The sequence below is a fragment of the Actinacidiphila sp. bgisy167 genome, from assembly GCF_965342175.1.
Taxonomy (GTDB): Bacteria; Actinomycetota; Actinomycetes; order Streptomycetales; family Streptomycetaceae; genus Actinacidiphila.
This window is the reverse complement of record NZ_CBDRBL010000056.1, coordinates 18,871-45,171: the sequence shown is the minus strand read 5'-3', so window position 1 is coordinate 45,171 and position 26,301 is coordinate 18,871. Positions and strand designations below refer to the sequence as shown.

The following is a 26,301-nucleotide window of genomic DNA, read 5'->3' as shown; positions in this document are numbered from 1 at the left end:
GGGGGGGGGGGGGTGGTGTTCAAAGCAAAACACCCCCCCGCGGTCATGGCGGCGAACTGAAGACGCCGGTTTCACGTGAAACAGGTGGAGGCGCGGTGGTCGCGTTGTTTCACGTGAAACGACGCTGATGTGCGGCGATGCCCAGCGCCACCGCCGCGTACACCGCCGAGAGGACGAGGAGGAGCCCGGCGGAGCGGCCGTCGGGCGGGAGGACCAGCGCACAGACGGCCGCGGCGCCGACGAAGGAGACGTTGAACAGCACGTCGTAGAGGGAGAAGATCCTCCCCCGGTAGGCGTCGTCGATCGAGGACTGGACCACCGTGTCCGTGGCGATCTTCGCTCCCTGGGTGGCCAGGCCCAGCACGAAGGCCGCCGCGATCACCGGCCCCGGCTCGAAGGTGAGGCCCAGTACGGGGAGCAGGACGGCGGCCGAACTCGCGCAGACGGTGATCCACCCGAAGGTGCCGAAACGCCCGGTGGCCCACGGGGTGATGACGGCCGCCGTAAAGAAGCCGGCGCCCGAGACGGCGACCGCCAGGCCGAGCAGTGCCAGTCCGTCGGCCGTCGCGTGGTCCGCGCCACCCGACCCCGACCAGGCGTAGCGGCAGAGCATCAGCACCGTCACCGTGAGTCCGCCGTAGCAGAAGCGCATCGCGGTCATCGCGGCCAGGGCGCGGGCCGCGGGCGGCCGTCGGCGCAGATGCCCCAGTCCGTGCACCAGACCGCGGAAGGTGCTCAGCAGCGCCTCGCCGACGCGCGGCTGGACACGGGACGGGTCCGGTCCCAGCAGATCCCGTCCGAGGGCGAGCGCGGCGAGCCCGGCGCAGAGATAGACGACGGCGGCCAGCCCCACGACCAGGGCGTCGGAGGCAGGGCCCTCGGCCACCACCAGATGCACCAGGAAGGTCGCTCCGCCGCCCGCCGTGGCGGCGAGCGTTCCGGCGGTCGGGGAGAGCGCGTTCGCCATGACCAGGCGCTCACCGTCGACGACGCGGGGCAGGGCGGCCGACAGACCGGCGAGAACGAAGCGGTTGACGCCGGTGACCGACAGAGCCGACAGATAGAAGAGCCAGTCCGGGACACGCAGCAGCACCAGGCCGGCCGTGCCGAGACAGAGCGCGGCCCGCAGCAGATTGCAGTGGAGGAGGACCTGCCGGCGCCGCCAACGGTCCAGGAGAACGCCCGTGAACGGTCCCAGGAGCGAGTACGGCAGCAGCAGGACCGCCACCGCGGAGGCGATGGCGGTCGGCGAGGTCTGCTTCTCCGGGGAGAAGACCACATAGGTCGCCAGCGCCACCTGGAAGACCCCGTCGGCGAGCTGGGAGAGCAACCGCACCGTCAGCAGCCGGCGGAAGTCGCGGAAGCGCAGCAGCAGACGGAGATCACGGACTACGGGCATGCACACACCCTCACATGACGAACAGGCCCCCGGATGCCGTATCCGGGGGCCTGCGCGGTCACGTCGTACGACGAGCGGAGACGGAGGTCACGCCGCCGTTCAGCGCTCGACCTCGCCGCGGATGAACTTCTCCACGTTCTCGCGGGCCTCGTCGTCGAAGTACTGCACCGGCGGGGACTTCATGAAGTAGGAGGACGCCGACAGGATCGGGCCGCCGATGCCGCGGTCCTTGGCGATCTTCGCCGCGCGCAGCGCGTCGATGATGACACCCGCGGAGTTCGGGGAGTCCCAGACCTCGAGCTTGTACTCCAGGTTCAGAGGGACGTCGCCGAAGGCGCGGCCCTCGAGGCGAACGTACGCCCACTTGCGGTCGTCCAGCCAGGCCACGTAGTCCGAGGGGCCGATGTGGACGTTCTTCGCGCCCAGGTCGCGGTCGGGGATCTGCGAGGTGACGGCCTGGGTCTTGGAGATCTTCTTGGACTCCAGGCGCTCACGCTCGAGCATGTTCTTGAAGTCCATGTTGCCGCCGACGTTCAGCTGCATGGTGCGCTCGACGATGACACCGCGGTCCTCGAAGAGCTTGGTCAGCACGCGGTGCGTGATGGTGGCGCCGACCTGCGATTTGATGTCGTCACCGACGATCGGCACACCGGCCTCGGTGAACTTGTCCGCCCACTCCTTGGTGCCGGCGATGAACACCGGGAGGGCGTTGACGAAGGCGACCTTGGCGTCGATGGCGCACTGCGCGTAGAACTTCGCCGCGTCCTCGGACCCCACCGGCAGGTAGCAGACGAGCACGTCGACCTGGCGGTCCTTGAGGACCTGCACCACGTCGACCGGCTCCTCGGCGGACTCCTCGATGGTCTCGCGGTAGTACTTGCCGAGACCGTCCAGGGTGTGGCCGCGCTGGACCGTCACGCCCTTCTGCGGGACGTCGCAGATCTTGACGGTGTTGTTCTCGCTGGCGCCGATGGCGTCCGCGAGGTCGAGACCGACCTTCTTCGCGTCCACGTCGAAGGCGGCGACGAACTCGACGTCACGCACGTGGTAGTCGCCGAACTGCACGTGCATGAGGCCGGGCACGCGGCTGTCCGGGTCGGCGTCCTTGTAGTACTCGACACCCTGCACCAGCGAGGCGGCGCAGTTGCCCACGCCAACGATGGCTACGCGAACCGAACCCATTCCGGTTGCTCCCTGTGTTCTCGTCACGCGGGTCCCCGGCGCGTGCCGGGTCCGCCGTTTTCCTGTTGGTTGTCCTGCTCGGCATCGGCGGACGGAGCGGCCGGGGGCTGCTTGCCGCGCCCTGCCCGCTCGGTCTCGATCAGCTCGTTCAGCCAGCGGACCTCTCGCTCCACCGACTCCATGCCGTGCCGCTGCAGCTCGAGCGTGTAGTCGTCGAGCCGCTCACGGGTACGCGCGAGGGACGCGCGCATCTTCTCCAGACGTTCCTCGAGACGGCTGCGCCGCCCCTCGAGGACACGCATCCGTACGTCCCTGGACGTCTGGCCGAAGAAGGCGAAGCGAGCCGCGAAGTGCTCGTCCTCCCACGCGTCAGGGCCGGAGTGGGCGAGGAGCTCCTCGAAGTGCTCCTTGCCGGCCGCCGTCAACCGGTACACGATCTTCGCCCGTCGGCCGGCGAGCGGCGCGGCGAGCGGATCGGGCTCAGGGCCGGTCTCCTCGACCAGATAGCCCTGATTGACCAGTGTCTTGAGGCAGGGGTAGAGGCTGCCGTAGCTGAACGCGCGGAACACACCGAGTGACGTGTTGAGCCGCTTGCGCAGCTCGTAGCCGTGCATCGGGGATTCGCGCAGCAGGCCCAGGACGGCGAACTCAAGGATACCGGAGCGCTTGCTCATGCCCTCGCTCCCCTCCCGTCCGTGTCCTCGTCGCCTCTTATCTCGCCGTGATGTATCGGCTCGATACATCGAGACGATAGAACGAGTTCCCGGGCACGGCAAGGCGCCCCGCGGTGACTGGCGTCACATCGCGAAATCCGTCCTCTGTCAACTGCCCGGAATGTGACGAACTTCTGACTAACGCATCTTTTGTCCCTGCGTACTCTGTTCGCCATGCAGAGCACTGGGAACCGAGTGACGTCAGTGAGCGTCCCTGTCGCCGGTGCAGTGCGGGCATCGCACGCCGGGGGGACCGGAAAACCAACTGCCGCTTCAGGCGATTCCGCCTGTCCTAGGAGTAGCTGTTCATGAGCGAGCACCGTCGCAAGCCGCCGCAGTCGCCCGGCGACGGCCGGGCAGCCGCCCGGCGCGGCGCGCAGCAGCAGCCCCCGCCGCCCGGCGGTCGGCGGGCCGCTGGGCCACCGAGGCCGCAGCCGTACGGCACGCAAGGAACCGGTTCGGGGCAGGGATACGGCCCGGGCCAGGGGATGGGGCACGGCCCCCATCCGGGGGCGGGCGCGGGGAGCCGTGCGAGCGCCGGCGGCCGGGCCCACGGGGCCGAGCCGCCGTACCAGGGACGTGCCGCCGCCCGCCGTGCGGCCCAGGCCACGCAGAGGGGCGGCCGCCGCCGTGCCGCCACGGGCGGGCAGGGCGGCCGCGGCGGAGGACAGCCCCCGAAGAAGCGCATCATCGACTATCCGCGGTGGGGGAAGGACGGATGGCGTCGCTGGATGCCGTCCTGGAAGCTCGTCTCCGGGCTGTGCCTGTTCCTCTTCGGCAGCATCGTGGCCGTCGGCGGCGTGGGCTACGCCTTGGTGGGCATCCCCGACGAGAACGATGCGGCGAAGTCGGAGAACAACGTCTACCTCTGGGCCGACGGTTCCCGGATGGTCGCCACGGGCGTCGGGGTCAACCGGCAGAACGTGCCGCTCTCCGAGATTCCCAAGGCGATGCAGTTCGCGGTCATCTCGGTGGAGAACAAGACCTTCTGGGACGACTCCGGTGTCGACCCCATGGGTATCGGCCGTGCCTTCTGGAACATGGCCAACGGCGGTGACACCCAGGGTGGTTCGACGATCACCCAGCAGTTCGTCAAGAACACCTATCTCAGCCAGGACCAGACGGTCAGCCGCAAGTTCAAAGAGCTCTTCATCTCGATAAAGGTGGGCGCGAAGCTCGGCAAGCCGCAGATCCTGCAGGGCTACCTGAACACCTCGTACTACGGCCGGAACGCCTACGGCATCCAGGCGGCGGCGCAGACCTACTACGGCGTCGACGCCAAGGATCTGAGCCCCAGCCAGTGCGCGTTCCTCGCGGCGCTGCTCAAGGGCCCGACCTACTATGACCCGGCCGGCAACGTCAACCTGGACTCGAGTGCGACGCCCGAGAAGAACCGGGCCAACTCGGAGCGCCGGTGGAAGACCATCCTCTCCGAGATGTACAAGGACGGTCACCTGAGCAAGGCCGAGTACGACGAGGCCATCGCCAAGTACCCCGAGCCGCAGGGCCTCAAGGCGACCAAGGGGATGACCGGCCAGATCAGCTACCTGGTCGACACGGCCAAGCGCTACGTGCTGGCCCACTCCGACATCAGCCGGACGGAGCTGGACAAGGGCGGCTACACGATCCGCACGACCTTCGACAAGAAGAAGGTCGACGCGCTGGCCGCCGCGGTCAAGAAGGTCGAGAAGGCGAACATCAAGCCGGACAAGCGGGAGCTGGACAAGCACGTCCAGTTCGGCGCCGCGTCGGTGAAGCCCAACGACGGGGCGATCGTCGCCCTCTACGGTGGCGCGGGTTTCGAGAACAACCACTTCACCAACAACGCCGACACCCTGGGCGTCCCGGTCGGTTCGACCTGGAAGCCGTTCGTGCTGGCAGCCGCCATGGAGTACGGCACCTACCGCTCGGACGGCGAGGGCATCTCGCCGATGAGCCTCTACAACGGCAACGACCACATCAAGATCAAGCGGCCCGACGGCACCTACGTGCTGAACAAGGACAACACGCCCTTCTACCAGGAGAACGAGAGCGACGCGAAGAACGGCTACATCACGCTGCGCAAGGCGATGGAGCAGTCCATCAACACGCCGTTCGTGCAGCTCGGCATGGACGTGGGCATGGACAAGGTGGCCGCCGTCGCCGAGAAGTCCGGCGTCCTGAAGTCCTCCATGGCCAGCCAGAACGCGTCGTTCGCCCTCGGTACGTCCACCCCGAGCGCGATCCGCATGGCCGACGCCTACGCGACCTTCGCCGCCTCCGGCAAGCACGCGGACCCGTACTCGGTCACCTCGGTGAAGAAGGACGGGGTGGAGGTCCCCGGCTTCAAGAAGCCCAAGGTCTCCCAGGCGATGCCGCCCGAGGTGGCCGACAACGTCACCGACGTCCTGGAGAACGTGATCCAGAACGGTACGGGTTTCCGCGCCAAGGAGCTCGGCCGCAAGGCGGCCGGCAAGACCGGTACGACCGACAGCAACAAGTCGGCGTGGTTCGTCGGGTACACCCAGCAGCTGTCCACGGCCGTGGCGATGTTCCGTGAGGACCCCAAGAGCCACAGTCTGCTGTCCATGAACGGCACGGCAGGCGTCGAGTCCATCCACGGTGGTGACATCCCGACCGAGGTCTGGACCGCGTACATGAAGGAGGCGGTGACGGGCCCCGACAGCGGCTTCCCGGACGCCCCGAAGATCGGCAAGATCCACAACGGGGAAGGCGCCTCGGTGTCGCCGAGCCCCTCGGTCTCGGCCACCCCGACGGAGACGCCGACCGCGCCGGTGACCCCGACCCACACGCAGCCGGAGGTCCCGGAGACGCCGACGAAGTCGCCGGAGTGCAAGCCCTGGCAGTGGCAGTGCCAGGACGGCGGTGCCACGGACGGCGGTGCCACGGACGGCGGCGCTACGGACGGCGGCGTGACGGATGGCGGCGTGACGGATGGCGGCGGCACGGACGGCGGCGGCACGGACGGCGGCGTGACGGACGGCGGTGCCACGGACGGCGGGACGACTCCCACGGGGACCCCGACCGCCACATCGACCCGTGGGGGAGGCAAGAACGGCGGACTGCTCGGAGGTCCGGGCGGTTGACCGCCCCGGGTAGTGCCGAGCAGTGAATCCGCGGCCGCGGAGGGCACCGTGCCCTCCGCGGCCGCGGCCGTTCCCCGGCGGGTGGGGGCGAGGCCGGCGGCCTGGGGATCGGACGCTCCACGCGCGCGGATGTAGGGCAGGATGTGGCCCATGACGATCGTGCGCGAAGACCCCCACCACGAGGCCTCGGAGGCCGAGGCGGTCGTGCCCCCGACCCGCGATGACCCGGTCGCCGCGGCCGGGAGCGAGGTCATCGGCGGTCCGCTCGGCCGCTTCGCGGCCGTGGGGCGGCGGGGCTGGTGGAACCCCCTGCGGGTGATCGTGCTGATCGCCATCGGGATGTTCGCGCTGGGCATGGTGCAGAAGCTGCCCTGCTACGACAGCGGCTGGTTCTTCGGGGCGAACGCCCAGTACAGCCACGCCTGCTACTCCGACATCCCGCACCTGTACTACGGCCGGGGCTTCGCCGACGACCTGGTCCCGTACTTCGACCACATCCCGGACACGATCTCCGGCGGCATGGGCTACCTGGAGTACCCGGTGCTGACCGGGCTCTTCATGGAGGTCGCCTCCTGGTTCACCCCGCACGGCGGCACCATCCAGCACCGGGAGCAGGTCTACTGGCTGGTCAACGCCGGGATGCTGCTGGTCTGCACGGCCGTCATCGCGGTCTGCGTGGCCCGGACCAACCGGCGCCGTCCGTGGGACGCGCTGCTGGTCGCCCTGGCGCCGGCGTTCGCGCTGACCGCGACCATCAACTGGGACCTGTTCGCCGTCGCCCTCGCGGCGGCCGGGATGATGCTCTGGTCGCGCAACCGGCCGCTGGCCGCGGGCATCCTGATCGGGCTGGCGACGGCCGCCAAGTTCTACCCGGTGCTGCTGCTGGGGCCGCTGTTCCTGCTGTGCCTGCGGGCCGGGAAGTGGAGGGCCTGGGGAGCGGCGGTGGGCGGCGCCGCGGGCGCCTGGCTGGTGGTGAACCTCCCGGTGATGCTGCTCGCCTCGGACGGCTGGGCGAAGTTCTACACCTTCAGCCAGGAGCGGGGCGTCGACTACGGCTCCATCTGGCTGATCATCTCCCAGCAGACCGGCAGGTCCATCGACGGCGCGAACTTCTACGCGATCGCGCTCATGCTGCTGTTCTGCGCCGGCATGGCCGGGCTGACCCTGTACGCCCCGCGGCGCCCGCGCTTCGCGCAGCTGGCCTTCCTCGTCGTGGCCGCCTTCATCCTGACCAACAAGGTCTACTCACCGCAGTACGTGCTCTGGCTGGTGCCGCTCGCGGCGCTCGCGAGGCCCCGTTGGCGGGACTTCCTCGTCTGGCAGGCCGCCGAGGTCATGTACTTCCTCGGCATCTGGTCGTACCTGGCGTACACGACGGGCGGCAACAGCAAGGGCCTGCCGCAGGACGGCTACCACCTGGCCATCGCGGCGCACCTGCTCGGGACGCTGTACCTGTGCGCGGTCGTCGTCCGCGACATCCTCTTCCCGGAGCGCGACGCGGTGCGCCAGGACGGCTCGGACGACCCCTCCGGGGGCGTGCTGGACGGCGCTGAGGACGTGTTCGTGCTGGGGCGGCCCTCGCACCAGCCGCGGCACGCGGCGCCGCTGCAGCACGGGGCCGAGGACGGCTACGGCTTCGGGGAGGCGCCCACGGTGCACTGGGGCCTGGAGAAGGAGCCCCGGACCCCGCCGCACTGAGCGGAGGGGGCGGAGGGGCCGCCCAAGGGCGTCCAGGACGTCCGGGGCACCGCAGAGACCGCCGGCACGCCGCCCCCGGGCCTCAGGGGCTCGGGGGCGGCGGCGTGTGCGTCAGCGGTCGACGACGCGGTCGAACTGCGTCGTCGTGTGCCGCAGGTGTGCCACCAGCTCGTCACCGACCGCCGGGGGCGCCACGTCGCCCGGCAGGAAGAGGATCGACACCTGCATGTGCGGGGGCTCGGCGAACCAGCGCTGCTTGCCGGCCCACACGAAGGGCGACAGGTTGCGGTTGATGGTGGCCAGGCCGGCCCTCGCGACGCCCTTGGCGCGCGGCATCACGCCGTGCATGGCCTTGGGAGCCTCCAGGCCCACCCCGTGCGACGTGCCGCCGGCGACGACGACCAGGTGGCCGTCCTCGGAGGCCTTGTTCTGGCGGTAGCCGAAGCGCTCGCCCTTGGCGATGCGGGTGACGTCCAGGACGGCGCCCCGGTACTCGGTGGCCTCGTGGTCGCCGAGCCACAGCCGGGTGCCGATGCGGGCGCGGAAACGGGTCTGCGGGAACTCGTCACGCAGCCGGGCCAGCTCGGCGGCCTTCAGATGGCTGACGAACATGGTGTGCAGCGGCAGCCGGGCGGCGCGCAGCCGCTCCATCCAGGCGTGGACCTCCTGCACCCCGTCGGAGCCGTCGGTGCGGTCCAGCGGCAGGTGGATGGCGAAGCCCTCCAGCCGGACGTCGTCGATGGCCGAGTGCAGCTTGACCAGGTCGTCCTCGCTGACCCCGTGCCGCTTCATGCTGCTCATGACCTCGATCACGACCCGGGCCCCGACCAGGCCGCGCACGCCTTCGACGGAGGACACGGAGCGGATGGCGCGGTCCGGCAGCGGCACCGGCTCCTCGCCCAGCCGGTACGGGGTCAGCACCAGCAGGTCCCCGCCGAACCAGTCCTTGATCCGGGCTGCCTCGTACGTCGTACCGACCGCGAGGATGTCCGAACCGAGCCGGATCGCCTCCTCGGACAGGCGCTCGTGGCCGAAGCCGTACCCGTTGCCCTTGCAGACGGGGACCAGTCCGGGGAACTGCTCCGCCACGGACTGCTGGTGCGCACGCCAGCGCGCGGTGTCGACGTACAGGGTGAGCGCCATGGCCGGAACGTGGACCTTTCTGCGGTTCTGCGGTCAGTCGGACAGCTGGGGCAGCTGGGCAAGGGGTCGGCCGGCCGGCGGGGCCGGCCGGTCAGCGGCGGGACATGTAGATGTCGAGCGCCTTGTGCAGCAGCTTGTTGAGGGGGAAGTCCCACTCGCCCAAGTATTCGGCAGCCTGCCCGCCGGTGCCCACCTTGAACTGGATGAGACCGAAGAGGTGGTCGCTCTCGTCGAGCGAGTCGCTGATGCCGCGCAGGTCGTACACGCTCGCGCCGAGCGCGTAGGCGTCCCGCAGCATCCGCCACTGCATGGCGTTGCTCGGCCGGACCTCGCGCTTGTGGTTGGCGGAGGCGCCGTAGGAGTACCAGACGTGCCGGCCGACGACGAGCATCGTGGCGGCGGCGACCGCCTCGCCCTCGTGCCGGGCGAGGTACAGCCGCATGCGGTTGGGGTCCTCGGCGTTGAGGACCTGCCACATGCGCTGGAAGTACGGCAGCGGCCGCGGGCGGAAGCGGTCGCGCTCGGCGGTGACCTCGTACAGCTGCTGCCACACGGGGAGATCGTCGTAGCCGCCCTGGACGACCTCGACGCCGGCCTTCTCGGCCTTCTTGATGTTGCGGCGCCAGAGCTGGTTGAAGCCCTTCTGGACGTCGTCGAGGCTGCGGTTCTCCAGCGGCACCTGGAAGACGTAGCGGGGCTGCACGTCGCCGAAGCCGGCGCCGCCGTCCTCGCCCTGCTGCCAGCCCATGCGGCGCAGCCGGTCGGCCACCTCGAAGGCGCGGGGCTCGATGAACGTCGCCTCGACGTCGCGCAGGCGCTTGACGTCCGGGTCGGCGATGCCCGACTTGATGGCGGCCGCGTCCCAGCGGCGGATGACGACCGGCGGACCCATCTTCACGGAGAACGCGCCCTGCTGCTTCAGGTGCGCCAGCATCGGGCGCAGCCACTCGTCCAGGTTGGGGGCGTACCAGTTGATCACCGGGCCCTCGGGGAGGTAGGCGAGGTACCGCTTCACCTTGGGCAACTGCCGGTAGAGCACCAGGCCGGCGCCGACGAGCTCACCGGTCTTGTCGTCGAACCAGCCGAGGTTCTCCGAACGCCACTCGGTCTTGACGTCGGCCCAGGCGGGCACCTGGCAGTGGCTTGCCGAGGGCAGGCTCTGGATGTACGCCAGGTGCTGTTCCCGACTGATGGTCCTCAGGGTCAAGCTCATGCGGGGCGCTCCCCATCGCTGCGGCTACGGCATTGCTGACTGCATTACTGCGCCGAAGCCTACTGCGAACGGCGAACGCCCCTGCGAGGGCTGTGGACAAGTCGGTTCCGCGGCTTCGCCCGGCGGGGGCCGGGAGGGACGGCAGGCGGCGCGGGCTCAGGACACCACGCCGCCGAAGAGACCGCCGTGGGCCATGCCGATGTAGAAGCCGACCGCGGCCAGTCCCATGCCGATGATGAAGAGGAAGCGCTCGGCCGTGGTGACGGAGCGGTACTGGCCGAAGGCGCCCACCAGGACGCCGACCAGGCCCGCCCAGGAACTGAGCAGGTGCAGGCCGCTCCAGAACGCCGCGATGGCGGAGACCAGGCCGAGCACGACGGTCACGACGGCCAGGGTGTTCTCCACCGGATGGGGCCGGCCGTCCGTGTTGAGGGTGAACCGGGACCGATGGGGCCGGCCGCCGCGAGCGGGTCGTACTGCCTGTGCCATGGGGCACCTCCGTGATGGAGAGGTGGCGCATCGTAGCGCCGAACACACCCGATGTGTACAGATTGCGGGCATGCGCGGGCGGATTTCAACCGGAAGCCGCGAGGCGGGTAGTGTGTACCGTCTGCACCGGTGTCTGTGCAGGTCCACATGACGGTTCCGAAGGGGCCGCGGGGAGCGGTCCCCGCGGGTCCGGGGGCGTTGTCAGTGGGCCGGGATACCGTTGCGACGCGATGCAAACCCTCCTGCCACGGAAACGCCGTGGCCGCTGAGTCCAAAGGAGGTGGGTTCCACATGCGTCACTACGAGGTGATGGTGATCCTCGACCCCGATCTCGAGGAGCGCGCTGTCTCCCCGCTGATCGAGAACTTCCTCGGCGTCGTCCGCAACGGCGGCGGCAAGGTCGAGAAGGTCGACACCTGGGGCCGTCGTCGTCTTTCGTACGAGATCAAGAAGAAGCCCGAGGGCATCTACTCGGTCATCGACCTCAACGCCACTCCTGAGGTCGTCAAGGAGCTCGACCGTCAGATGAACCTGAACGAGTCGGTCCTCCGGACCAAGGTCCTCCGTCCCGAGACCCACTGAGCCTGACGGCTCAGGCATTCGGGAAACCGAGAAGCCAAGCAACGCCGAGAGGTCACTCACCATGGCAGGCGAGACCGTCATCACGGTCGTCGGCAATCTCGTCGACGACCCCGAGCTGCGCTTCACCCCCTCGGGTGCGGCGGTCGCGAAGTTCCGAGTCGCGTCCACTCCCCGCACCTTCGACCGGCAGACCAACGAGTGGAAGGACGGCGAGAGCCTCTTCCTCACGTGCTCGGTCTGGCGGCAGGCGGCGGAGAACGTGGCGGAGTCGCTTCAGAAGGGCATGCGCGTCATCGTGCAGGGCCGTCTGAAGCAGCGCTCGTACGACGACCGCGAGGGCGTCAAGCGGACGGTCTACGAGCTGGACGTCGACGAGGTCGGCGCCAGCCTGCGCAACGCGACCGCCAAGGTCACCCGCGCCAGCGGTGGCGGCGGCGCCTCGCGCGGCGGCCAGGGCGGGTACGGCGGCGGGGGCGGCCAGGGCGGCGGCTGGGGCGGTGGCCCCGGTGGCGGCCAGGGCGGCGCGCCCGACGGCGACCCGTGGGCGACCGGCGCTCCGGCCGGGGGCGGCCAGGGCGGCGGCGGCTGGGGCGGCGGCTCCGGCGGCTCCGGCGGCGGCTTCTCGGACGAGCCGCCCTTCTAAGGGCGGCAGCGCACCAAACTTCTTGATCACACTGGAGAGAGACAATGGCGAAGCCGCCTGCTCGCAAGCCTAAGAAGAAGGTTTGCGTGTTCTGCAAGGACAAGATCACCTACGTCGACTACAAGGACACGAACCTGCTGCGGAAGTTCATCTCCGACCGCGGCAAGATCCGTGCCCGCCGGGTCACCGGCAACTGCACCCAGCACCAGCGCGACGTCGCCACGGCCGTGAAGAACAGCCGTGAGATGGCGCTGCTGCCCTACACCTCGACCGCTCGCTAAGGAAGGGTGGACTGAGCAATGGCGAAGATCATCCTCACCAACGAGGTCAGCGGCCTCGGCGCCGCCGGCGATGTCGTCGAGGTCAAGAGCGGCTACGCCCGCAACTACCTGATCCCGCGCGGTTTCGCGATCGCGTGGACCAAGGGTGGCGAGAAGGACGTCGAGCAGATCCGCCGCGCGCGCCGGATCCGCGAGATCGCGACCGTCGAGCAGGCCAACGCCCTCAAGGCGCAGCTCGAGGGCGTCAAGGTCAAGCTGTCCACCCGCGCGGGTGACGCCGGCCGCCTGTTCGGCTCGGTGACCCCGGCCGACATCGCCGCCGCCGTCAAGGCCGCGGGCGGCCCGGACGTGGACAAGCGCCGGGTCGAGATCGGTTCCCCGATCAAGACGGTCGGCTCGCACAAGGTGTCGGTGCGTCTGCACCCCGAGGTCGAGGCCGCTCTCGACGTCGAGGTCGTCGCTTCCTGACCCTCGCGCACCGCGTGAACGCCGGGCCCGGGACCATGAGGTCCCGGGCCCGGCGTCTTGTCGTCGGCGGGAAGCCTCTGGTCGCCGACCGGCAGGTCGCCGGTCAGGCGCGCACGGCGCCGGCGATGGCCCACTTTCCCGAGCGGGCGCGCCAGTGCAGGCCGGCCAGCCGGGTGAGCATCATCAGGCCCGTCGCCCACCACAGGGCGGTGAGTCCCCCTCCGAGAGCCGGGACGGCCAGGGCGGCCGGGGTGAAGACGGCGAGGGTGACGACCATCGACCAGGCGAGGTAGGGGCCGTCGCCGGCGCCGATGAGGACCCCGTCCAGGACGAAGACCACGCCGCAGACCGGCTGGAAGAGCGCCGCCACCAGCAGGACGGTCATCAGTTCGGAGCGCACCGCTGGGTCCGTGGTGAACAGCGGGGCGACCAGCGGCCGGGAGACGGCCAGGACGAGGCCGATGACCACGCCCGAGGCGATGCCCCACTGCACCATGCGGCGGCACGCGGCCCGGGCCCCGGCCACGTCGTCGGCGCCGAGGTGGCGGCCGATGATGGCCTGACCGGCGATGGCGATCGCGTCCAGGGCGAAGGCGGCCAGCGACCAGAGGGTGGTGGTGATCTGGTGGGCGGCGATCGAGGCGTCCCCGAGCCGGGCGGCGACCGCGGTGGCCAGCATCAGCACGGCCCGCAGGCTCAGCGTGCGGATCAGCAGGGGCGTCCCCGCCTGGGCGCAGGCGCGGACGCCGGCCAGGTCGGGCCGCAGGGAGGCGCCGTGCCGGCGTGCCCCGCGGACGACGACACCCAGGTAGACGGCCGCCATCGCGTTCTGGGCGATCACGGTGCCCCAGGCGGAGCCGGCGATCCCGAGCCCGGCGCCGTACACCAGCACCACGTTGAGCACACCGTTCACGGCGAAGCCGCCGACGGCGACGTAGAGCGGGGTCCGGGTGTCCTGCAGCCCGCGCAGCACACCGGTGGCGGCCAGGACGACGAGCATCGCGGGGATGCCGAGTGCGCTGATCCTCAGGTAGGTGACGGCATAGGGGGCGGCGGTGCCGGAAGCGCCGAACACGTCGGTGAGGGCGGGGGCCGCGGGGATCGCGATAGCCACCGCGGCGGCGCTGATGAGGAGGGCGAGCCAGATGCCGTCCATGCCCTGGCGGATCGCCGCGGGCAGGTCGCCCGCGCCCACCCGGCGGGCGACGGCGGCGGTGGTGGCGTACGCGAGGAAGACGAAGACGCCGACGAGGGTGGTGAGCAGGGCGCCCGCGACGCCCAGGCCCGCGAGCTGCGAGGTGCCGAGGTGGCCCACGATCGCGCTGTCGGCCATGAGGAAGAGCGGTTCGGCGACCAGCGCCCCGAAGGCGGGCAGTGCGAGACCGATGATCTCGCGGTCGTGGCGGCGTACGGCTTGACGGGGTGAGACTTCGGCGACCTGGGGCACCCGGCCAGGGTAATCATCCACATGTAAGGGACACAAGGGGGCCCTGCCTCTTACTTGTGGCTGCGCAGGGTGATCTCCTCCGTGCCGTTTGTCGTGATCTTGGGCTGAGCGGGCAAGTTTTTCTTGTCCACAGCGGGTGGATGAAAAAACCGCAGGTCAGCCGCGTGATCATTGGGTGATTGTGTGCTTGTCCACCGCGCTGTCCCCCGCCCTGTACACAGCTGGAGGGGGCTTCTCCACAGGTAGGGGCAGTTCATCAACAGGTCATCCCCCACGCCTGTGGATAACCGTCTTGGCTGTGAGCCCCGTGGACCCCTACCGTGGGGCGTCGCCCGGTGCCACAGGTGTGCCCGAGCGACGTGAATGTCAGAGCCGTGGCGTAGCAAAAGGGGCACGACGCAGTGGTCCGCGCCGGAGGGGAGGAGGTGGCAGGGGGGTGAGCCAGCCCGAACCCGCGGACGACCACTGGGGGAGCGAACCGCCTTTCCCGCCGGACGGTCCCGGCGACCGTCTGCCCGTCTCCCGCTTCCGGCGCAGGGACGAGCGGGACCGCGACCGTGACGACGATCGCGGGAGCTCCGGCTTCGAGCGCGTACCGCCGCAGGACCTGGACGCCGAGATGTCGGTGCTCGGCGGCATGCTGCTGTCCAAGGACGCCATCGCCGACGTCGTCGAGGTGCTCAAGGGCGCCGACTTCTACCGGCCCGCGCACGAGACCGTGTACGCGGCGATCCTCGACCTCTACGCCCGTGGCGAGCCCGCCGACCCCATCACCGTCGCCGCCGAGCTGACCAAGCGCGGCGAGCTCGTCCGCGTCGGCGGCGCGCCCTACCTGCACAGCCTCGTCAACGCGGTGCCCACCGCCGCCAACGCCGAGTACTACGCGGAGATCGTGCACGAGCGCGCGGTCCTGCGCAGGCTCGTCGAGGCGGGCACCCGCATCACGCAGATGGGGTACGCGGCCGACGGCGACGTCGACGAGATCGTCAACTCCGCGCAGGCCGAGATCTACGCCGTCACCGAGCAGCGCACCAGCGAGGACTACCTCCCGCTCTCGGAGATCATGGAGGGCGCCCTCGACGAGATCGAGGCCATCGGCTCGCGCAGCGGCCAGATGTCCGGGGTGCCCACCGGCTTCGCCGACCTGGACTCCCTCACCAACGGCCTGCACCCGGGCCAGATGATCGTCATCGCCGCCCGCCCCGCGATGGGCAAGTCCACGCTCGCGCTGGACTTCGCCCGGGCGTGCTCGGTCGCCCACGGCATGCCCAGCGTCTTCTTCTCCCTCGAGATGGGCCGCAACGAGATCGCGATGCGCCTGCTGTCCGCCGAGGCCCGGGTCGCCCTGCACCACATGCGGTCCGGCAACATGACCGACGACGACTGGACACGGCTGGCCCGCCGTATGCCCGACGTCTCGGCGGCCCCCCTCTACATCGACGACTCGCCGAACCTGTCGATGATGGAGATCCGCGCCAAGTGCCGCCGGCTCAAGCAGCGCAACGACCTGCGGCTGGTCGTCATCGACTACCTCCAGCTGATGCAGGCGGGCGGTTCGCGCCGCCCCGAGAGCCGTCAGCAGGAAGTCTCGGACATGTCCCGCAACCTCAAGCTCCTGGCGAAGGAACTCGAGGTCCCGGTGATCGCGCTCTCCCAGCTGAACCGTGGTCCCGAGCAGCGCACGGACAAGAAGCCCATGGTCAGCGACCTGCGCGAGTCCGGTTCCATCGAGCAGGACGCGGACATGGTCATCCTGCTGCACCGCGAGGACGCCTACGAGAAGGAGTCGCCGCGCGCCGGCGAGGCCGACCTGATCGTCGCCAAGCACCGCAACGGCCCCACGGCCACCATCACCGTGGCCTTCCAGGGCCACTACTCGCGCTTCGTGGACATGGCGCAGACCTGAGCGGTCCGGCCGGGAGGTCTCCTTCCCGTGCGGTCCCCTGGGCGACGTCGGACGGACGGCGCTCAGCGCCTCGTCTCGTACCGGGTCAGGACGACGCCGCCGGGGAGCGTCCGGTGCTCCACCAGGCTCAGGTTCACCCAGGTGTCCAGCGCGGGGAAGAACGGCGTGCCGCCGCCCACCAGGACCGGATGGGTGGCGATCACGTACTCGTCGATCAGGCCGGCACGCACGGCCGCCCCGGCGAGGGTCGCGCCGCCGATGGTCATGGGGCCGCCGTCCCCGGCCTTGAGCCGGGTGATCTCGGCGATCGCGTCGCCGGTGACCAGGCGGGTGTTCCAGTCGACCTCGTCGATCGTCGAGGAGAACACCACCTTCGGCGTGTCCCGCCAGTTCCGGGCGAACTCGATCTCCGCAGGGGTGGCGCCCGGCTGCCGGTCGGCGGTCGGCCAGTGGGAGCTCATCGTCTCCCAGAGCTTGCGGCCGTAGAGCGACAGGCCACTCGCCCGGTCATGGTCGAGCCACCACTGGAACAGCTCGTGGCTCGGAGGTCCGCTCCAGCCGATGTCGTCGCCGGCCGCGGCGATGTAGCCGTCCAGAGTCAGGTTCATGCCGTAGATCAGTTTCCGCATGGCCAGCCTTTCGTCCGGGGGTGTCCGGTACGTGGACCGGTGCGGCTCGGGAACCGTATCGGCGCGCGATCCGGGCTCGCCGGTTGTCCTCGTGCTCGGGGCCCGGCGTGTGGAGACGGATCACGGGTGCCAAGGCCGTGAGGCGGCCGAGAACTCCCGGGTCGCGCACCGGAAGCGACCGCAAGGGGGATTCGCCGGGAGAGGTCCGATCCGGGACCGTGCTCACGCAACTCCGTCGGTCGGCGATAATCTTCATCGGCAGGGTCGGCCAGGCGAGTTTGTTCACCCGGAGGAGGCCCGACGTCAACCGTCCGTCGGTATGGCCGCCAGACTACGGGGGAAACCTGGCCGCGACTCACCGCGGTGTGACAGGGGGGAACGAGCGGAACGACGGGGTGCGGGGAACCTCGTAGGCCACGGCGCGGCGACATCGCGGTCATCAGCTGCCGGGGCTGGGACGGGGCAACGGTGACATTCGCTGTCGCGGCGATGAGGGGGTCCGCGGCGGAGGGCGCGACGCGTCGGACGGGTGACCGGGCGCCACTGCCGCGTGCGGTGCGGCGGACGGCGCCGGCGGTTGCCGGCGAAGCGGCGCACACCCCCTGAACGCAGGATGGGCGCAGCCGCTGCTGCCCCGGCACCCGCGGGTGCCCTGGAGGTCCGGTCGCGGCGACGTCGGCGCGAGCCGGTTTCGGTGAATCGGTACGTGTAAGGACAAGGAAGGCCCATGAGCCGCTGGCGCGAGACGTTTGCCAGGCAAGGCGGCGGCGCGAGCGTTCCGCCGCGCAGGCGACCCGAGAGTCGGCTCGACGACGACCCCGCCCCGCGGGTTCTCGTCGAGGACCACGGCGGACTGCTTGTGCTGCGGCCGCCCACCGAGGACAGCCTGGACCCGGCCGACGTCATCGACCTGTCCCGCACCATGGCCTCGCCGGACGGCACGGCCACGATCGTCGTCGCCGTGGACCCGTCCGGGCACAGCGGGCTGTGGCCACGGCTCCGCGAGGTACTGGACACCCTCCGGGCGGACGGCACCCGGACCGTGCGTCTGGTGCTCTCCGGGGCCGGCGACGACCGCCCCGGCCGCCCCGCCACGGCCCGGCGGATCGCCGACGCCTGGGACATGACGGTCGAGGCGCCCGACGGACCGGTGATGGTGGTGCCGGGCGGCTCGGCGTTCGTGCCGCCCGGCACCGGCGGGTGGCGGCGCTTCGCCCCGGGGCGGGCTCCGGTGCCGCTCGGGCCGCGCATGCCGTCTCCCCGGTGGCAGAACGCCCTTCGCCGGGTCCCCGCGACGGCGGTCAGCGGCTGCGTGGTGGATCAGGTGCCGGCAGGGCTGCTGATCCGCCCCGCGGGCTCGGCTGCACCGAGTCCGGGCGACCTCTTCCACACCGTTCCTGTCGATCCCCGGCGGGCCGCCGTGATCGTGGGCGTCCCCTTCGGTGAGGACGTCGCGGCATCGGACGTCGTCGCGCTCCTGGAGGCGATACCGGCCGAGGACTGCGACGTGCGCCTCGTGCCAGGGGGGAGAACCGATCTGCTGCCCCTGGCCCAGTCGGTCTCCTCGACTCTGGGCATCGAGGTCGAGGTCACCACGGGCCTGCCCCTGTTCGCCTCCGACGGCCCCATGGGGCGCTACGGGGTGCGCTCGGCGATGGTCGGGACCGACGAGGTGCCGCGGTGGCTGCCGTACGTCGACGCGGTCGTCTGCGCTCCCGCGGGCACCGCGGACCGCCCGCACCCGCCGCGCCTGCTGCGCTGGTTCGCACCCGAGGGGATCGGCGGGCTCCGCCCCGCGAACGGTCCCGCCGTGAACGGGGAGTTCCTCCTGTCCCCCGAGTGGCGCGTCGTGCTCACCAGGGCCGGGTTGTGGGTCGGCCCCATGGGCGGCGCTCCGATCCCGCACAGTGACCGGCCGGTGAACCACGACGGACCCGTGATCGATATCGGACGGCCCGGCGACCGTCTCACGGCGACGCTGTGGCCCGTTGTGTCCCGTGTGCTCGTGGCGGTGAATCCCGCCGTCCGAGCCCTCACCACGCTGCACGTCCACGCTACCCCGCCCGACGGCGGCCGTGCGCTGCGGTCCCTGGCGGCCGAGCACAGCCTGCGCGTCATCCGCTTCTCCCCCGTCCAAGGGGTACGCCCGGCCGCCCCCGGGACCGCTGGGGCCCCCGGGGCCGTTGGGGCCGTTGGGACCGCTGGGGCCCCCGGGGCCGCTGGGACCCACGGAACTCCTGCTCCCGGCCCCCGGACCCCTGGGACCCCACGCGTGGGTCCGGCCGCCGGGAGCGCGAGCCGCCCGCAGGGCACACAGCAGAAGCCGCCCCGGCCCCTGGACGAGCGCGGTCCGCAGGGGCCCGCCGAGCACCGCGGGGCCCCCTCACCCGCCCCCCGCCGCACCGCCCCGGCGGCACCCAAACCGGGCTCCGCCGCCCCGCCGCCGCGAACGCCGCGGCCCGCGCAGGCTCCCGAAGCCCAGCAGTCCCCGCACGAGGCCGGACACGCCGCCAGGGGCCCCGCACCGACGTCACCACGCCATCGCAGCACGCTCGAAGAGCGCAGCGCCTTCCGCGGCTTCGCCAGTGCGGTGTGGGAGCGGCACAGCTCTGCGGTGCGCCGGGCGATGACCAGCCTGCCGGCCCCCCAGGGACAGGAGGACGAGGCCGTCCACGACGATCTCGTCGCCGTTCGCATGTACATGGAACAGGCCGACAGTCCGCAGCGCCACGCAGAGCTGCGGGCGCTGCTGCGTTCGGGCGAGCCCCAGTGGCAGCCGTTCGCCGCCTGCCTGACGTCCGGGCTGCAGTGGCTCCCGCCGTACCGCGGAGCGGTTTTGCGCGGGGCGCCCCCGTTCGGCACCGGCAGCACGCCGCGCCGCGGTCAGATGCTCTATGATGCCGCCCCGATAAGTGGCCTGCCGATCGATCAGGCCGACACCGTCTCGGGGGCGCAGGCGGCGTACGTGATCTGGTCCATCACGGGCCGCGCCGTGGGTGCGCTGCGCGAGGGAGCGCGCAAGGCAATGAACGAGATCGTGTTTGCGCCGGGCACGAAGTACCGGGTGCTCGATGTACGCACGCAGGGCGGCGAGCCGCTGATCCTCCTCCGCCAGCTGCCCGACCGGCTCACGGCCGGGAGCGCGGACGCTCTGGAGGACGCCGACGAGACCGCGCTGGCCCGTCTCGAACAGGCGCTGGCGGAGCTGACCTGGGGCACCGGTCCATGGCCGGCACGCTGCAGCGGAAGTGTCGGCGACCACTGAGCAGGTACAGCCACGTAGCAACGGGCCGGCCGGGTCGGGGCGCCGGACCGTCCCCGAGTCCCCGGCAGACAACGACAGACAGGAGCCCGTCCTTGCACCACCAGAAGTCACCCGCTTCGCCCAAGGCTCCGGCGGTGACCACGCGCAAAGCCACCTCGCTTCCGGTCGTCGACACCGAGGCCGACTCGCTCTTCGCACCCGCGTCCGCCGAGCCGACGCCGACGCCGAAGCCGACGCCGGCGCCCGCGCCGACGCCGAAGTCGCCGCCGAAGCCGAAGTCGCCGCCCGCTCCGGTGGGGTCCGCGCCGACGCCGAAGCCGACGCCGAAGCCGACGCCAAAGCCGAAGCCGACGCCAAAGCCGAAGCCGAAGCCGAAGTCGCCGCCCGCTCCGGTGGGGTCCGCGCCGACGCCGAAGCCGAAGCCGAAGCCGGCGACCACACCGGCGCCCGCGCCCAAGTCCTCGTCTTCGTCTTCGTCTTCGTCCTCTGCCGTCCCGCCGGTACCACTGGTCGACACGGCTGTCCCAGCTGGAAGCCGCATCGCCGAAACGGCCGCCGCGGAGTTGAAGTCGGTGCGTGAGGGCGAGACGTGGTCGAGGTCCGACCGCGACCAGGCCGAGCCCGCACAACCGGCGGATGCCAAGGCGGCGCGTGTGCAGGAGTCCCGGGCGGATGCCAAGGCGGCGCGTGTGCCGGAGTCCCGGGCGGATGCCCGACCCGCGGTGGGACCGGCACCTGCGCAAGGTGACTCGCCGACGGTGTCGGTCGAGGCGGCGGTGTACACCGCGCTGCGGCGCAAGGCCTCGACGCAGGCCTCCGTCAGGTCGGTGACGTCCAGGCTCACGCAGCGGACAGGACCCGAGTCCACCGCTCTCGGGCCCACCGCTCTCGGGCCCACCGGTCCGACGGGGCCGAAGGCCGGCCGTCCGGGCGGCGGCGCACGACGAGGGTTGGCCATCGTCGTCTGCGCCGCCGTCGCGGTGGCGGCGTTCCTCACGCTGCAGCGCACCGTCGGCGGCGACGCGGACCCGGCACCCGCCGGGACCGTGACGGACAGTTCGGCGGGACCGGAGGCTTCGCGGCTCCTCGACGCCGGGGCGAGCCCCCTTGCCAGCCGCACTCCGGAAAGGAAGCCGACCCCGTCCAGTACCTCCTCCCCGCGCAGGAAGCCCCGCACGCCGGCGTCACCGAGCCACTCCCTGAAGGCGGAAGAACCCACGACCTCGACGACACACAACACCTCCGGCGGCGGCTCGAAGACGGAGCTGCCGAAGTCGAACGACGCATCGCCGACGGTCAAAGCCACGGTCAAGGCCCCGGCCAAGCCGCCGGCGCCGTTGACGGTGTCGGCCACCAGAGTGCTCAACCGGGGGCAGTCCATCGTCAACGGTGAGACGTCGCTGACGATGACCTCCGGCGGAAACCTCGTTCTGACGTACCGCGGTGCCGTCAGATGGGCGAGCGGAACGACGGGGCAAGGGGTCAGCACGGTATTCCAGGACGACGGCAACTTCGTCGTCTACCGCACGGACACCAGCACGGCCTGGTCAACCAGGACCGACGGCCACGACGGCGCCGTCCTCGTGATCACGGGCTCGGGCGAGCTCTATATCAGCTACCAGGGCCAGAAGCTGTGGCAGGCGTGACCTTCCGCTAGGCCCGGCGGGCAGGGGTTCCGCGGCGGACGTCACGGCCCGGCCGGAGGGTCGGCGGGAAGCTCCCGCGGAACCGGCCGCCGTCGGGCGTGCGGGGTCAGCCCAGGGCCACCATCAGCGGGGCATGGCGGCGGTGAGCGTCGCCGGGCAGTTCCCGGTCCCCGAGCACCATCAAGGTGTTGGGGAAGACGGGTGCCACGCCGTGCTCCGCGGCCCAGCCGCCCTGGCCGTCGGGGAGGTCGGTGCGCAGATCGAGGCGGACGGGCAGGTCCGCGTTCCGGGCGATCGTGGTGATCAGCTCCCTGGCCACGGCAGGGCTCCCGGCGACGACGGGGCCGACGACCAGCGTGTCCCCGTTGACCCACGCCGAGGCGTAACCGGTCAGGGTGCCGTCCTGCTCGGCGACCATGACGCGTTCGGCGAACCGGGGCAGGTCGCGCAGGAGGGGTGAGCGGTCCGCGCCGAACACCTCGGCGTCCAGGGCGAGCAGTGCCGGCAGGTCGGTCTCGGTGAAGGCTCGCGACCGCGTGGTGCTGGAGCCGCCGGGGCCGCCAGGGCCGTCGGAGCCGCCGAAGCCGTCGCAAACGCGGGAACCGCTGGAGGCCCCGGCCGTTTCCGTGGTACGCGCGGGCTCGGGCGGGGAGAGGCGGCCGCGGTGGGTGACGACGGTGCCGATCGCGCGGAAGCCGAGCTTCTCGTAGAGCGGGCGGCCGCGATCGGTGGCGTGCAGGGTGACGGTGTCGTCGCCGGCCTCGGCCAGGACGTGTGACATGATGCGCCGCCCGAGCCCCCGCCCCTCGTACCGGGCCGCGACCAGGACCATGCTGACCGCCGCCAGGCCGCCCGCGTAACGGGTCAGGACGGTGGTGGCGGCCAGGCCGTCGCCGTCGGGGGCGTCGACGCCGTAGCCGGTCCCGTGGGTGAGCAGGAAGCGCCACTTGTGTTCCTCGGCCCCCCAGTCCCTGCTGACGGCCAGCGCGCTGCAGGCGGGGAGATCGGCGGGGGTGAGACGGCGCACGGGTGCCGCGGGGAATGTCATGCGGGCAGCGTGCCGCCGAGGCGGCGGGCGGCTCCCATAGTTATCCCCTATGGCCATCGGCCGGTACCCGGCTATCCTCCCCGGGTGACGCTCTCCTTGCCCGGCCTGCGGGCCTTTGTGGCGGTGGCGCGCACGGGCTCGTTCTCGGCGGCCGCGCGGCGGCTCGACGTACGGCAGCCGACGGTGAGCGAGTCGGTGCGCCGACTGGAGGCCGCCGCCGGGCGGCCGTTGCTGGTGCGCAACCGCGAACGGGCCGAACTGACCGACCTGGGGCGGCGGATCCTGGCCCACGCGGTGGCGGCCGTCGACGCGGCGGACGAGCTCGAAGGACTGCTGGCCGGGACGGCGCCCCGGCCGTTCACCGTGGGCTTCTTGGGCGAGGCCGCGGCCGGCCGGACCCGCGAGCTGCTGGACCTGATCCAGGCGCGCGTCCGCGGCGAGGTGCGGCTGCGCCGCTACGACTTCGACGACCCCTCCTGCGGGTTGCTGGACGGCCGGTGCGACCTGGGCATCGTGTGGCCGCCGTTGGACGCTCCCGGCCTGGGGATGGTGACCGTCGCCGACGACCGGCGCTGCGTGGCGCTGCCCGCGACGGACCCGCTGGCGCGCCGCACCGAGGTCGCGCCCGCCGAACTGGGCGGCAGGACATGGGTGGTGCCGCGGACCGCTGACGCGGCCTACGCCGGCTTCCGCCACCCGTCGGCCGTGGGGGTCGTCCACGTGGCGGGCACGGTGCCGTCCGGGTCCCTGGAGGAGACGCTCGAACTCGTGGCAGCGGGCCGTTGCTGCGCGCTGGCGAGCACGTCGACGGACGAGCACTACGCCCGGTCCAACGTGGTGTTCGTGCCGCTGGCCGGGGACGTGCGCTGCACGGTCGCGCTGGCCTGGCGGGCCGCGGACCGCAGGCCGGCGGTCCGCGGGGCGGTGGAGGACGCCGCCCGGCTGTTCGGGAAAGCGCCGCCGGGGGCCGGACGGTCGGCGGCCGACGAGGGAGGGGCCGCATGGGACGACTGCACATCTTCGACATGGACGGGACGCTGATGCACGGTTCCTCGGCGAGCCTGGAGCTCGCCCGGGAGCTGGGGCTGGTGGCCGAGTTCAGGGAGTTGGAGCACGCGCTCGGGAACGGCCTGCTGGACCCGCCGGGCTACGCGGTGCGCGCGTACGAGCTGTGGCGGGAGCTCACCCCGGCACAGGTGGCGGCGGCGTTCGCGCATGCCCCGTGGCTGGCCGGGATACGGGAGGTGTGGGCGGACATCGCCGCCCGGGGGGAGCACTGCGCCGTGGTGTCGCTCTCCCCGGACTTCTTTGTGCGCCGGCTGCTGGAGTGGGGGGCGCACGCGGTCCGGGCGTCGGCCTTCCCGCAGCTCCCGTTCGACCCGGCCGTGGCACTGGACGCGGCGGGGATCTTGCTGCCGGAGAGCAAGGTGACGGCGGCGGACGAACTGTGCGCCCGCTACGGGATCAGCCGCCGCGACTGCGTGGCGTACGGGGACTCGCTCTCGGACACGGCGCTGTTCGCCGCGGTGCCGGTGTCGGTGGCCGTCAACGGGGACCACCATGTGCGCGGCCTGGCGAGCCACGCGTACACCGGGCGCGATCTGCGGGAGGCGTATGCGCTGGTCTCGGGCTGAACGCGCGGGGGCCGAAGCGTTGATCGTCGTGGGAATCGAGTGACGCCGGGGGAAACAGGCGCCCCGGGGCGCATGACTCCGGGAAGACGCACGACTCCGGACAGCGCCCACGACTCCGCCGCGGCGCGCTTCACATTCGGCTGAGCTTAACCCGATCGGTATCGCCGTTTCCCGTACTTCCGGCTATTTGTCCGGGCGGCTCGAAGCCCTGGCAGGCTTTCCGCACAGGATGTGAGGCTGAGGTACGGATTCCGACCGGGAGAGGCTCGAGGCGAAGCTGATCATGGACGCTCTGACCACGAACGCGGCCGAAACGGGAAAGGGAACCGGGACCGGGTCCTCCGGTTGGTTCACGCCGCACACACCCCCTGACGGGCCCCGACCCCACCATCAGGGCGAAGGCGCGCTTGCGCCGAGCCGCCGGGTGCGGCCGATAAGGCCGGTGGGCAAGGGAGCCGGGTGGACCTCCGAGCCCGGCCGGCAGCGGTCCGGCCCCGCCCAGGACGCGGCGGGGTCGCGTCCGCGCCCGGAGCCGCCCGCCGCACCGCCACTGCCACCGTCTGCGCCGCGGGCGCAGGCCCGGCCGCGGCCACGGCCGCCGAGCGCGGACGCGCGACTCATCCGGCGCACGCTGGAGGAGGTCGCGCCCGTCGCTGACAAGACGACGTCGTATTTCTATGCGCTTTTGTTCATACGGCATCCGGAGTTGCGTGAACTCTTTCCCGCCGCGATGGACACGCAACGCGACCGATTGCTGAAAGCGCTCCTCACCGCCGCGGAACACCTCGACGACACCGAGATACTCACCGAATACCTGTCCCACCTGGGCCGCGGCCACCGCAAATACGGCACGCGCCCCGAGCACTACCCGGCCGTGGGGGAATGCCTGATCGGGGCGCTGAGCCGGTACGCATCCGCCCTGTGGGACGACGAGGTCGAAAGCGCCTGGGCGCGCGCCTACACGGTGATCTCGCAGACCATGATCGACGCGGCGGCCGCCGACGAGAAGCACGCACCGCCCTGGTGGCAGGCCGAGGTCGTCAGCCACGAGCTGCGCACCCCCGACATCGCGGTGGTCGGCGTCCGCACCGACCACCCGTACCCCTTCCTCGCGGGCCAGTACGCGACACTGGAGACGCCCTGGTGGCCCCGGGTCTGGCGGCATTACTCCTTCGCCTGCGCCCCCCGCGCGGACGGCCTGCTGGTGTTCCATGTCAAGGCCGTGCCGGCCGGCTGGGTGAGCCGGGCGCTGGTCCACCGCGCCCGTCCCGGCGACGTCCTGCGGCTCGGCCCGCCGGGCGGCTCCATGGTCGTGGACCACACCACCGACAACGGACTGCTCTGCCTGGGCGGCGGCACCGGCATCGCCCCCATCAAGGCCCTCGTCGAGGACGTCGCCGAGCACGGCCGCCGCCGGGCCGTCGACGTCTTCTACGGTGCCCGCAGCGACCACGACCTCTACGACCTGGACACCCTGCTCGGGCTCGCCCAGCGCCACCCCTGGCTCTCCGTGCGGCCTGTGGTCTCCGACGGCCGCGGGGACGGGGGGCTGCACGGTCCGCTCCCCGAGATCGTGCAGCAGTACGGCCCCTGGCCCGAGTACGACGCGTATCTGAGCGGGCCGCCCGGGATGATCCGCAGCGGCGTCGACACCCTCGTGCGCGGCGGCATGCCCTCCCGGCGCATCCGGCACGACCTGATCGAGGAACTGGTCGCGGCGGGCCGCTGAGACCGCCCGCGCCGCCCGCCCGCGCGGCCCCTCGCCGGAAGGAACGTCGCCACGGGAGCCTCCCGACGGCACCCGCGGGACCCGCGGCACCCGATGCCGG

The 26,301-nt window shown here is 71.5% G+C and carries 22 protein-coding genes; 13 read left to right on the top strand and 9 right to left on the bottom strand.

The annotated features are described in order from the left end of the window. Positions 1–109: 109 nt before the first annotated feature. The 3 genes from ACRWND_RS20810 to ACRWND_RS20800 form a co-directional block, all read right to left on the bottom strand. Positions 110–1,399: an MFS transporter gene (locus ACRWND_RS20810; protein ID WP_431951557.1), complete on the bottom strand. Its 1,290-nt coding sequence runs from the start codon at positions 1,397–1,399 to the stop codon at positions 110–112. Between the two features lie 99 nt (positions 1,400–1,498). Beyond that, a complete protein-coding gene (locus ACRWND_RS20805; protein WP_431951555.1) occupies positions 1,499–2,581 on the bottom strand; it encodes an inositol-3-phosphate synthase in 1,083 nt (360 codons plus the stop codon). A gap of 23 nt (positions 2,582–2,604) precedes the next feature. Continuing rightward, positions 2,605–3,255 carry a PadR family transcriptional regulator gene (locus ACRWND_RS20800; RefSeq protein ID WP_431951553.1) on the bottom strand — a complete coding sequence of 217 codons (651 nt, stop codon included), beginning with the start codon at positions 3,253–3,255 and terminating at the stop codon, positions 2,605–2,607. Positions 3,256–4,025: 770 nt separating this feature from the next. Here ACRWND_RS20800 and ACRWND_RS20795 point away from each other — a divergent pair. Next, on the top strand, positions 4,026–6,380 hold the full coding sequence (locus ACRWND_RS20795; RefSeq protein ID WP_431951559.1) for a transglycosylase domain-containing protein: 2,355 nt from the start codon (positions 4,026–4,028) through the stop codon (positions 6,378–6,380). 150 nt (positions 6,381–6,530) lie between these two features. After that, the gene (locus tag ACRWND_RS20790; protein ID WP_431951551.1) at positions 6,531–8,078 is read left to right on the top strand and encodes a glycosyltransferase family 87 protein; all 1,548 of its coding nucleotides are present in this window, start codon (positions 6,531–6,533) and stop codon (positions 8,076–8,078) included. A 111-nt stretch (positions 8,079–8,189) separates the two neighbouring features. Here ACRWND_RS20790 and ACRWND_RS20785 read toward each other — a convergent pair whose 3' ends face one another. The 3 genes from ACRWND_RS20785 to ACRWND_RS20775 form a co-directional block, all read right to left on the bottom strand. Further along, positions 8,190–9,221 carry an alanine racemase gene (locus ACRWND_RS20785; protein WP_431951549.1) on the bottom strand — a complete coding sequence of 344 codons (1,032 nt, stop codon included), beginning with the start codon at positions 9,219–9,221 and terminating at the stop codon, positions 8,190–8,192. Positions 9,222–9,312: 91 nt separating this feature from the next. After that, positions 9,313–10,434: a lipid II:glycine glycyltransferase FemX gene (locus ACRWND_RS20780; RefSeq protein WP_431951547.1), complete on the bottom strand. Its 1,122-nt coding sequence runs from the start codon at positions 10,432–10,434 to the stop codon at positions 9,313–9,315. A gap of 156 nt (positions 10,435–10,590) precedes the next feature. After that, complete coding sequence (locus tag ACRWND_RS20775; RefSeq protein ID WP_431951545.1) at positions 10,591–10,923, bottom strand: hypothetical protein; 333 nt, start codon at positions 10,921–10,923, stop codon at positions 10,591–10,593. Positions 10,924–11,214: 291 nt separating this feature from the next. On the opposite strand from ACRWND_RS20775, the gene rpsF reads away from it, so the two are divergent. From rpsF to rplI, 4 genes are all read left to right on the top strand, one after another. Continuing rightward, positions 11,215–11,505, top strand: coding sequence for a 30S ribosomal protein S6 (gene rpsF / locus ACRWND_RS20770; protein ID WP_361791024.1), 291 nt, complete (start codon positions 11,215–11,217; stop codon positions 11,503–11,505). A 61-nt stretch (positions 11,506–11,566) separates the two neighbouring features. Continuing rightward, positions 11,567–12,148 (top strand): single-stranded DNA-binding protein, encoded by a 582-nt coding sequence (locus tag ACRWND_RS20765; protein WP_431951543.1) that lies wholly within the window; start codon positions 11,567–11,569, stop codon positions 12,146–12,148. Between the two features lie 44 nt (positions 12,149–12,192). Then, positions 12,193–12,429: a 30S ribosomal protein S18 gene (gene rpsR / locus ACRWND_RS20760; protein ID WP_026250812.1), complete on the top strand. Its 237-nt coding sequence runs from the start codon at positions 12,193–12,195 to the stop codon at positions 12,427–12,429. A gap of 18 nt (positions 12,430–12,447) precedes the next feature. Continuing rightward, a complete protein-coding gene (gene rplI, locus ACRWND_RS20755) occupies positions 12,448–12,897 on the top strand; it encodes a 50S ribosomal protein L9 (protein WP_431951540.1) in 450 nt (149 codons plus the stop codon). Between the two features lie 103 nt (positions 12,898–13,000). On the opposite strand, the gene ACRWND_RS20750 is transcribed toward rplI, so the two are convergent. Then, complete coding sequence (locus ACRWND_RS20750; RefSeq protein WP_431951538.1) at positions 13,001–14,344, bottom strand: MATE family efflux transporter; 1,344 nt, start codon at positions 14,342–14,344, stop codon at positions 13,001–13,003. A 436-nt stretch (positions 14,345–14,780) separates the two neighbouring features. Between ACRWND_RS20750 and dnaB the strand changes: the two genes are divergently transcribed. After that, the gene (dnaB, locus tag ACRWND_RS20745; protein ID WP_431951536.1) at positions 14,781–16,250 is read left to right on the top strand and encodes a replicative DNA helicase; all 1,470 of its coding nucleotides are present in this window, start codon (positions 14,781–14,783) and stop codon (positions 16,248–16,250) included. Between the two features lie 62 nt (positions 16,251–16,312). Here dnaB and ACRWND_RS20740 read toward each other — a convergent pair whose 3' ends face one another. Beyond that, positions 16,313–16,879 (bottom strand): dihydrofolate reductase family protein, encoded by a 567-nt coding sequence (locus tag ACRWND_RS20740; protein ID WP_431951534.1) that lies wholly within the window; start codon positions 16,877–16,879, stop codon positions 16,313–16,315. A 727-nt stretch (positions 16,880–17,606) separates the two neighbouring features. Here ACRWND_RS20740 and ACRWND_RS20735 point away from each other — a divergent pair. The 3 genes from ACRWND_RS20735 to ACRWND_RS20725 all read left to right on the top strand — a co-directional run bounded on the left by ACRWND_RS20735 (position 17,607) and on the right by ACRWND_RS20725 (position 21,790). Further along, positions 17,607–20,144, top strand: coding sequence for a hypothetical protein (locus ACRWND_RS20735; RefSeq protein WP_431951532.1), 2,538 nt, complete (start codon positions 17,607–17,609; stop codon positions 20,142–20,144). Further along, entirely contained in the window at positions 20,128–20,724 is a 597-nt protein-coding gene (locus ACRWND_RS20730) for a hypothetical protein (protein WP_431951530.1), read from the top strand. The genes ACRWND_RS20735 and ACRWND_RS20730 overlap by 17 nt, the downstream gene beginning before the upstream one ends. A gap of 178 nt (positions 20,725–20,902) precedes the next feature. Beyond that, positions 20,903–21,790: a hypothetical protein gene (locus ACRWND_RS20725; RefSeq protein WP_431951528.1), complete on the top strand. Its 888-nt coding sequence runs from the start codon at positions 20,903–20,905 to the stop codon at positions 21,788–21,790. 106 nt (positions 21,791–21,896) lie between these two features. On the opposite strand, the gene ACRWND_RS20720 is transcribed toward ACRWND_RS20725, so the two are convergent. Further along, positions 21,897–22,838, bottom strand: coding sequence for a GNAT family N-acetyltransferase (locus ACRWND_RS20720; protein WP_431951526.1), 942 nt, complete (start codon positions 22,836–22,838; stop codon positions 21,897–21,899). An 84-nt stretch (positions 22,839–22,922) separates the two neighbouring features. Here ACRWND_RS20720 and ACRWND_RS20715 point away from each other — a divergent pair, with 84 nt between their 5' ends. The 3 genes from ACRWND_RS20715 to ACRWND_RS20705 all read left to right on the top strand — a co-directional run bounded on the left by ACRWND_RS20715 (position 22,923) and on the right by ACRWND_RS20705 (position 26,201). Further along, positions 22,923–23,879 (top strand): LysR family transcriptional regulator, encoded by a 957-nt coding sequence (locus tag ACRWND_RS20715; protein WP_431951524.1) that lies wholly within the window; start codon positions 22,923–22,925, stop codon positions 23,877–23,879. Continuing rightward, a complete protein-coding gene (locus ACRWND_RS20710; protein WP_431951522.1) occupies positions 23,840–24,472 on the top strand; it encodes an HAD family hydrolase in 633 nt (210 codons plus the stop codon). The genes ACRWND_RS20715 and ACRWND_RS20710 overlap by 40 nt, the downstream gene beginning before the upstream one ends. 283 nt (positions 24,473–24,755) lie before the next feature. Then, a complete protein-coding gene (locus ACRWND_RS20705; protein ID WP_431951520.1) occupies positions 24,756–26,201 on the top strand; it encodes a globin domain-containing protein in 1,446 nt (481 codons plus the stop codon). Positions 26,202–26,301: the final 100 nt, after the last annotated feature.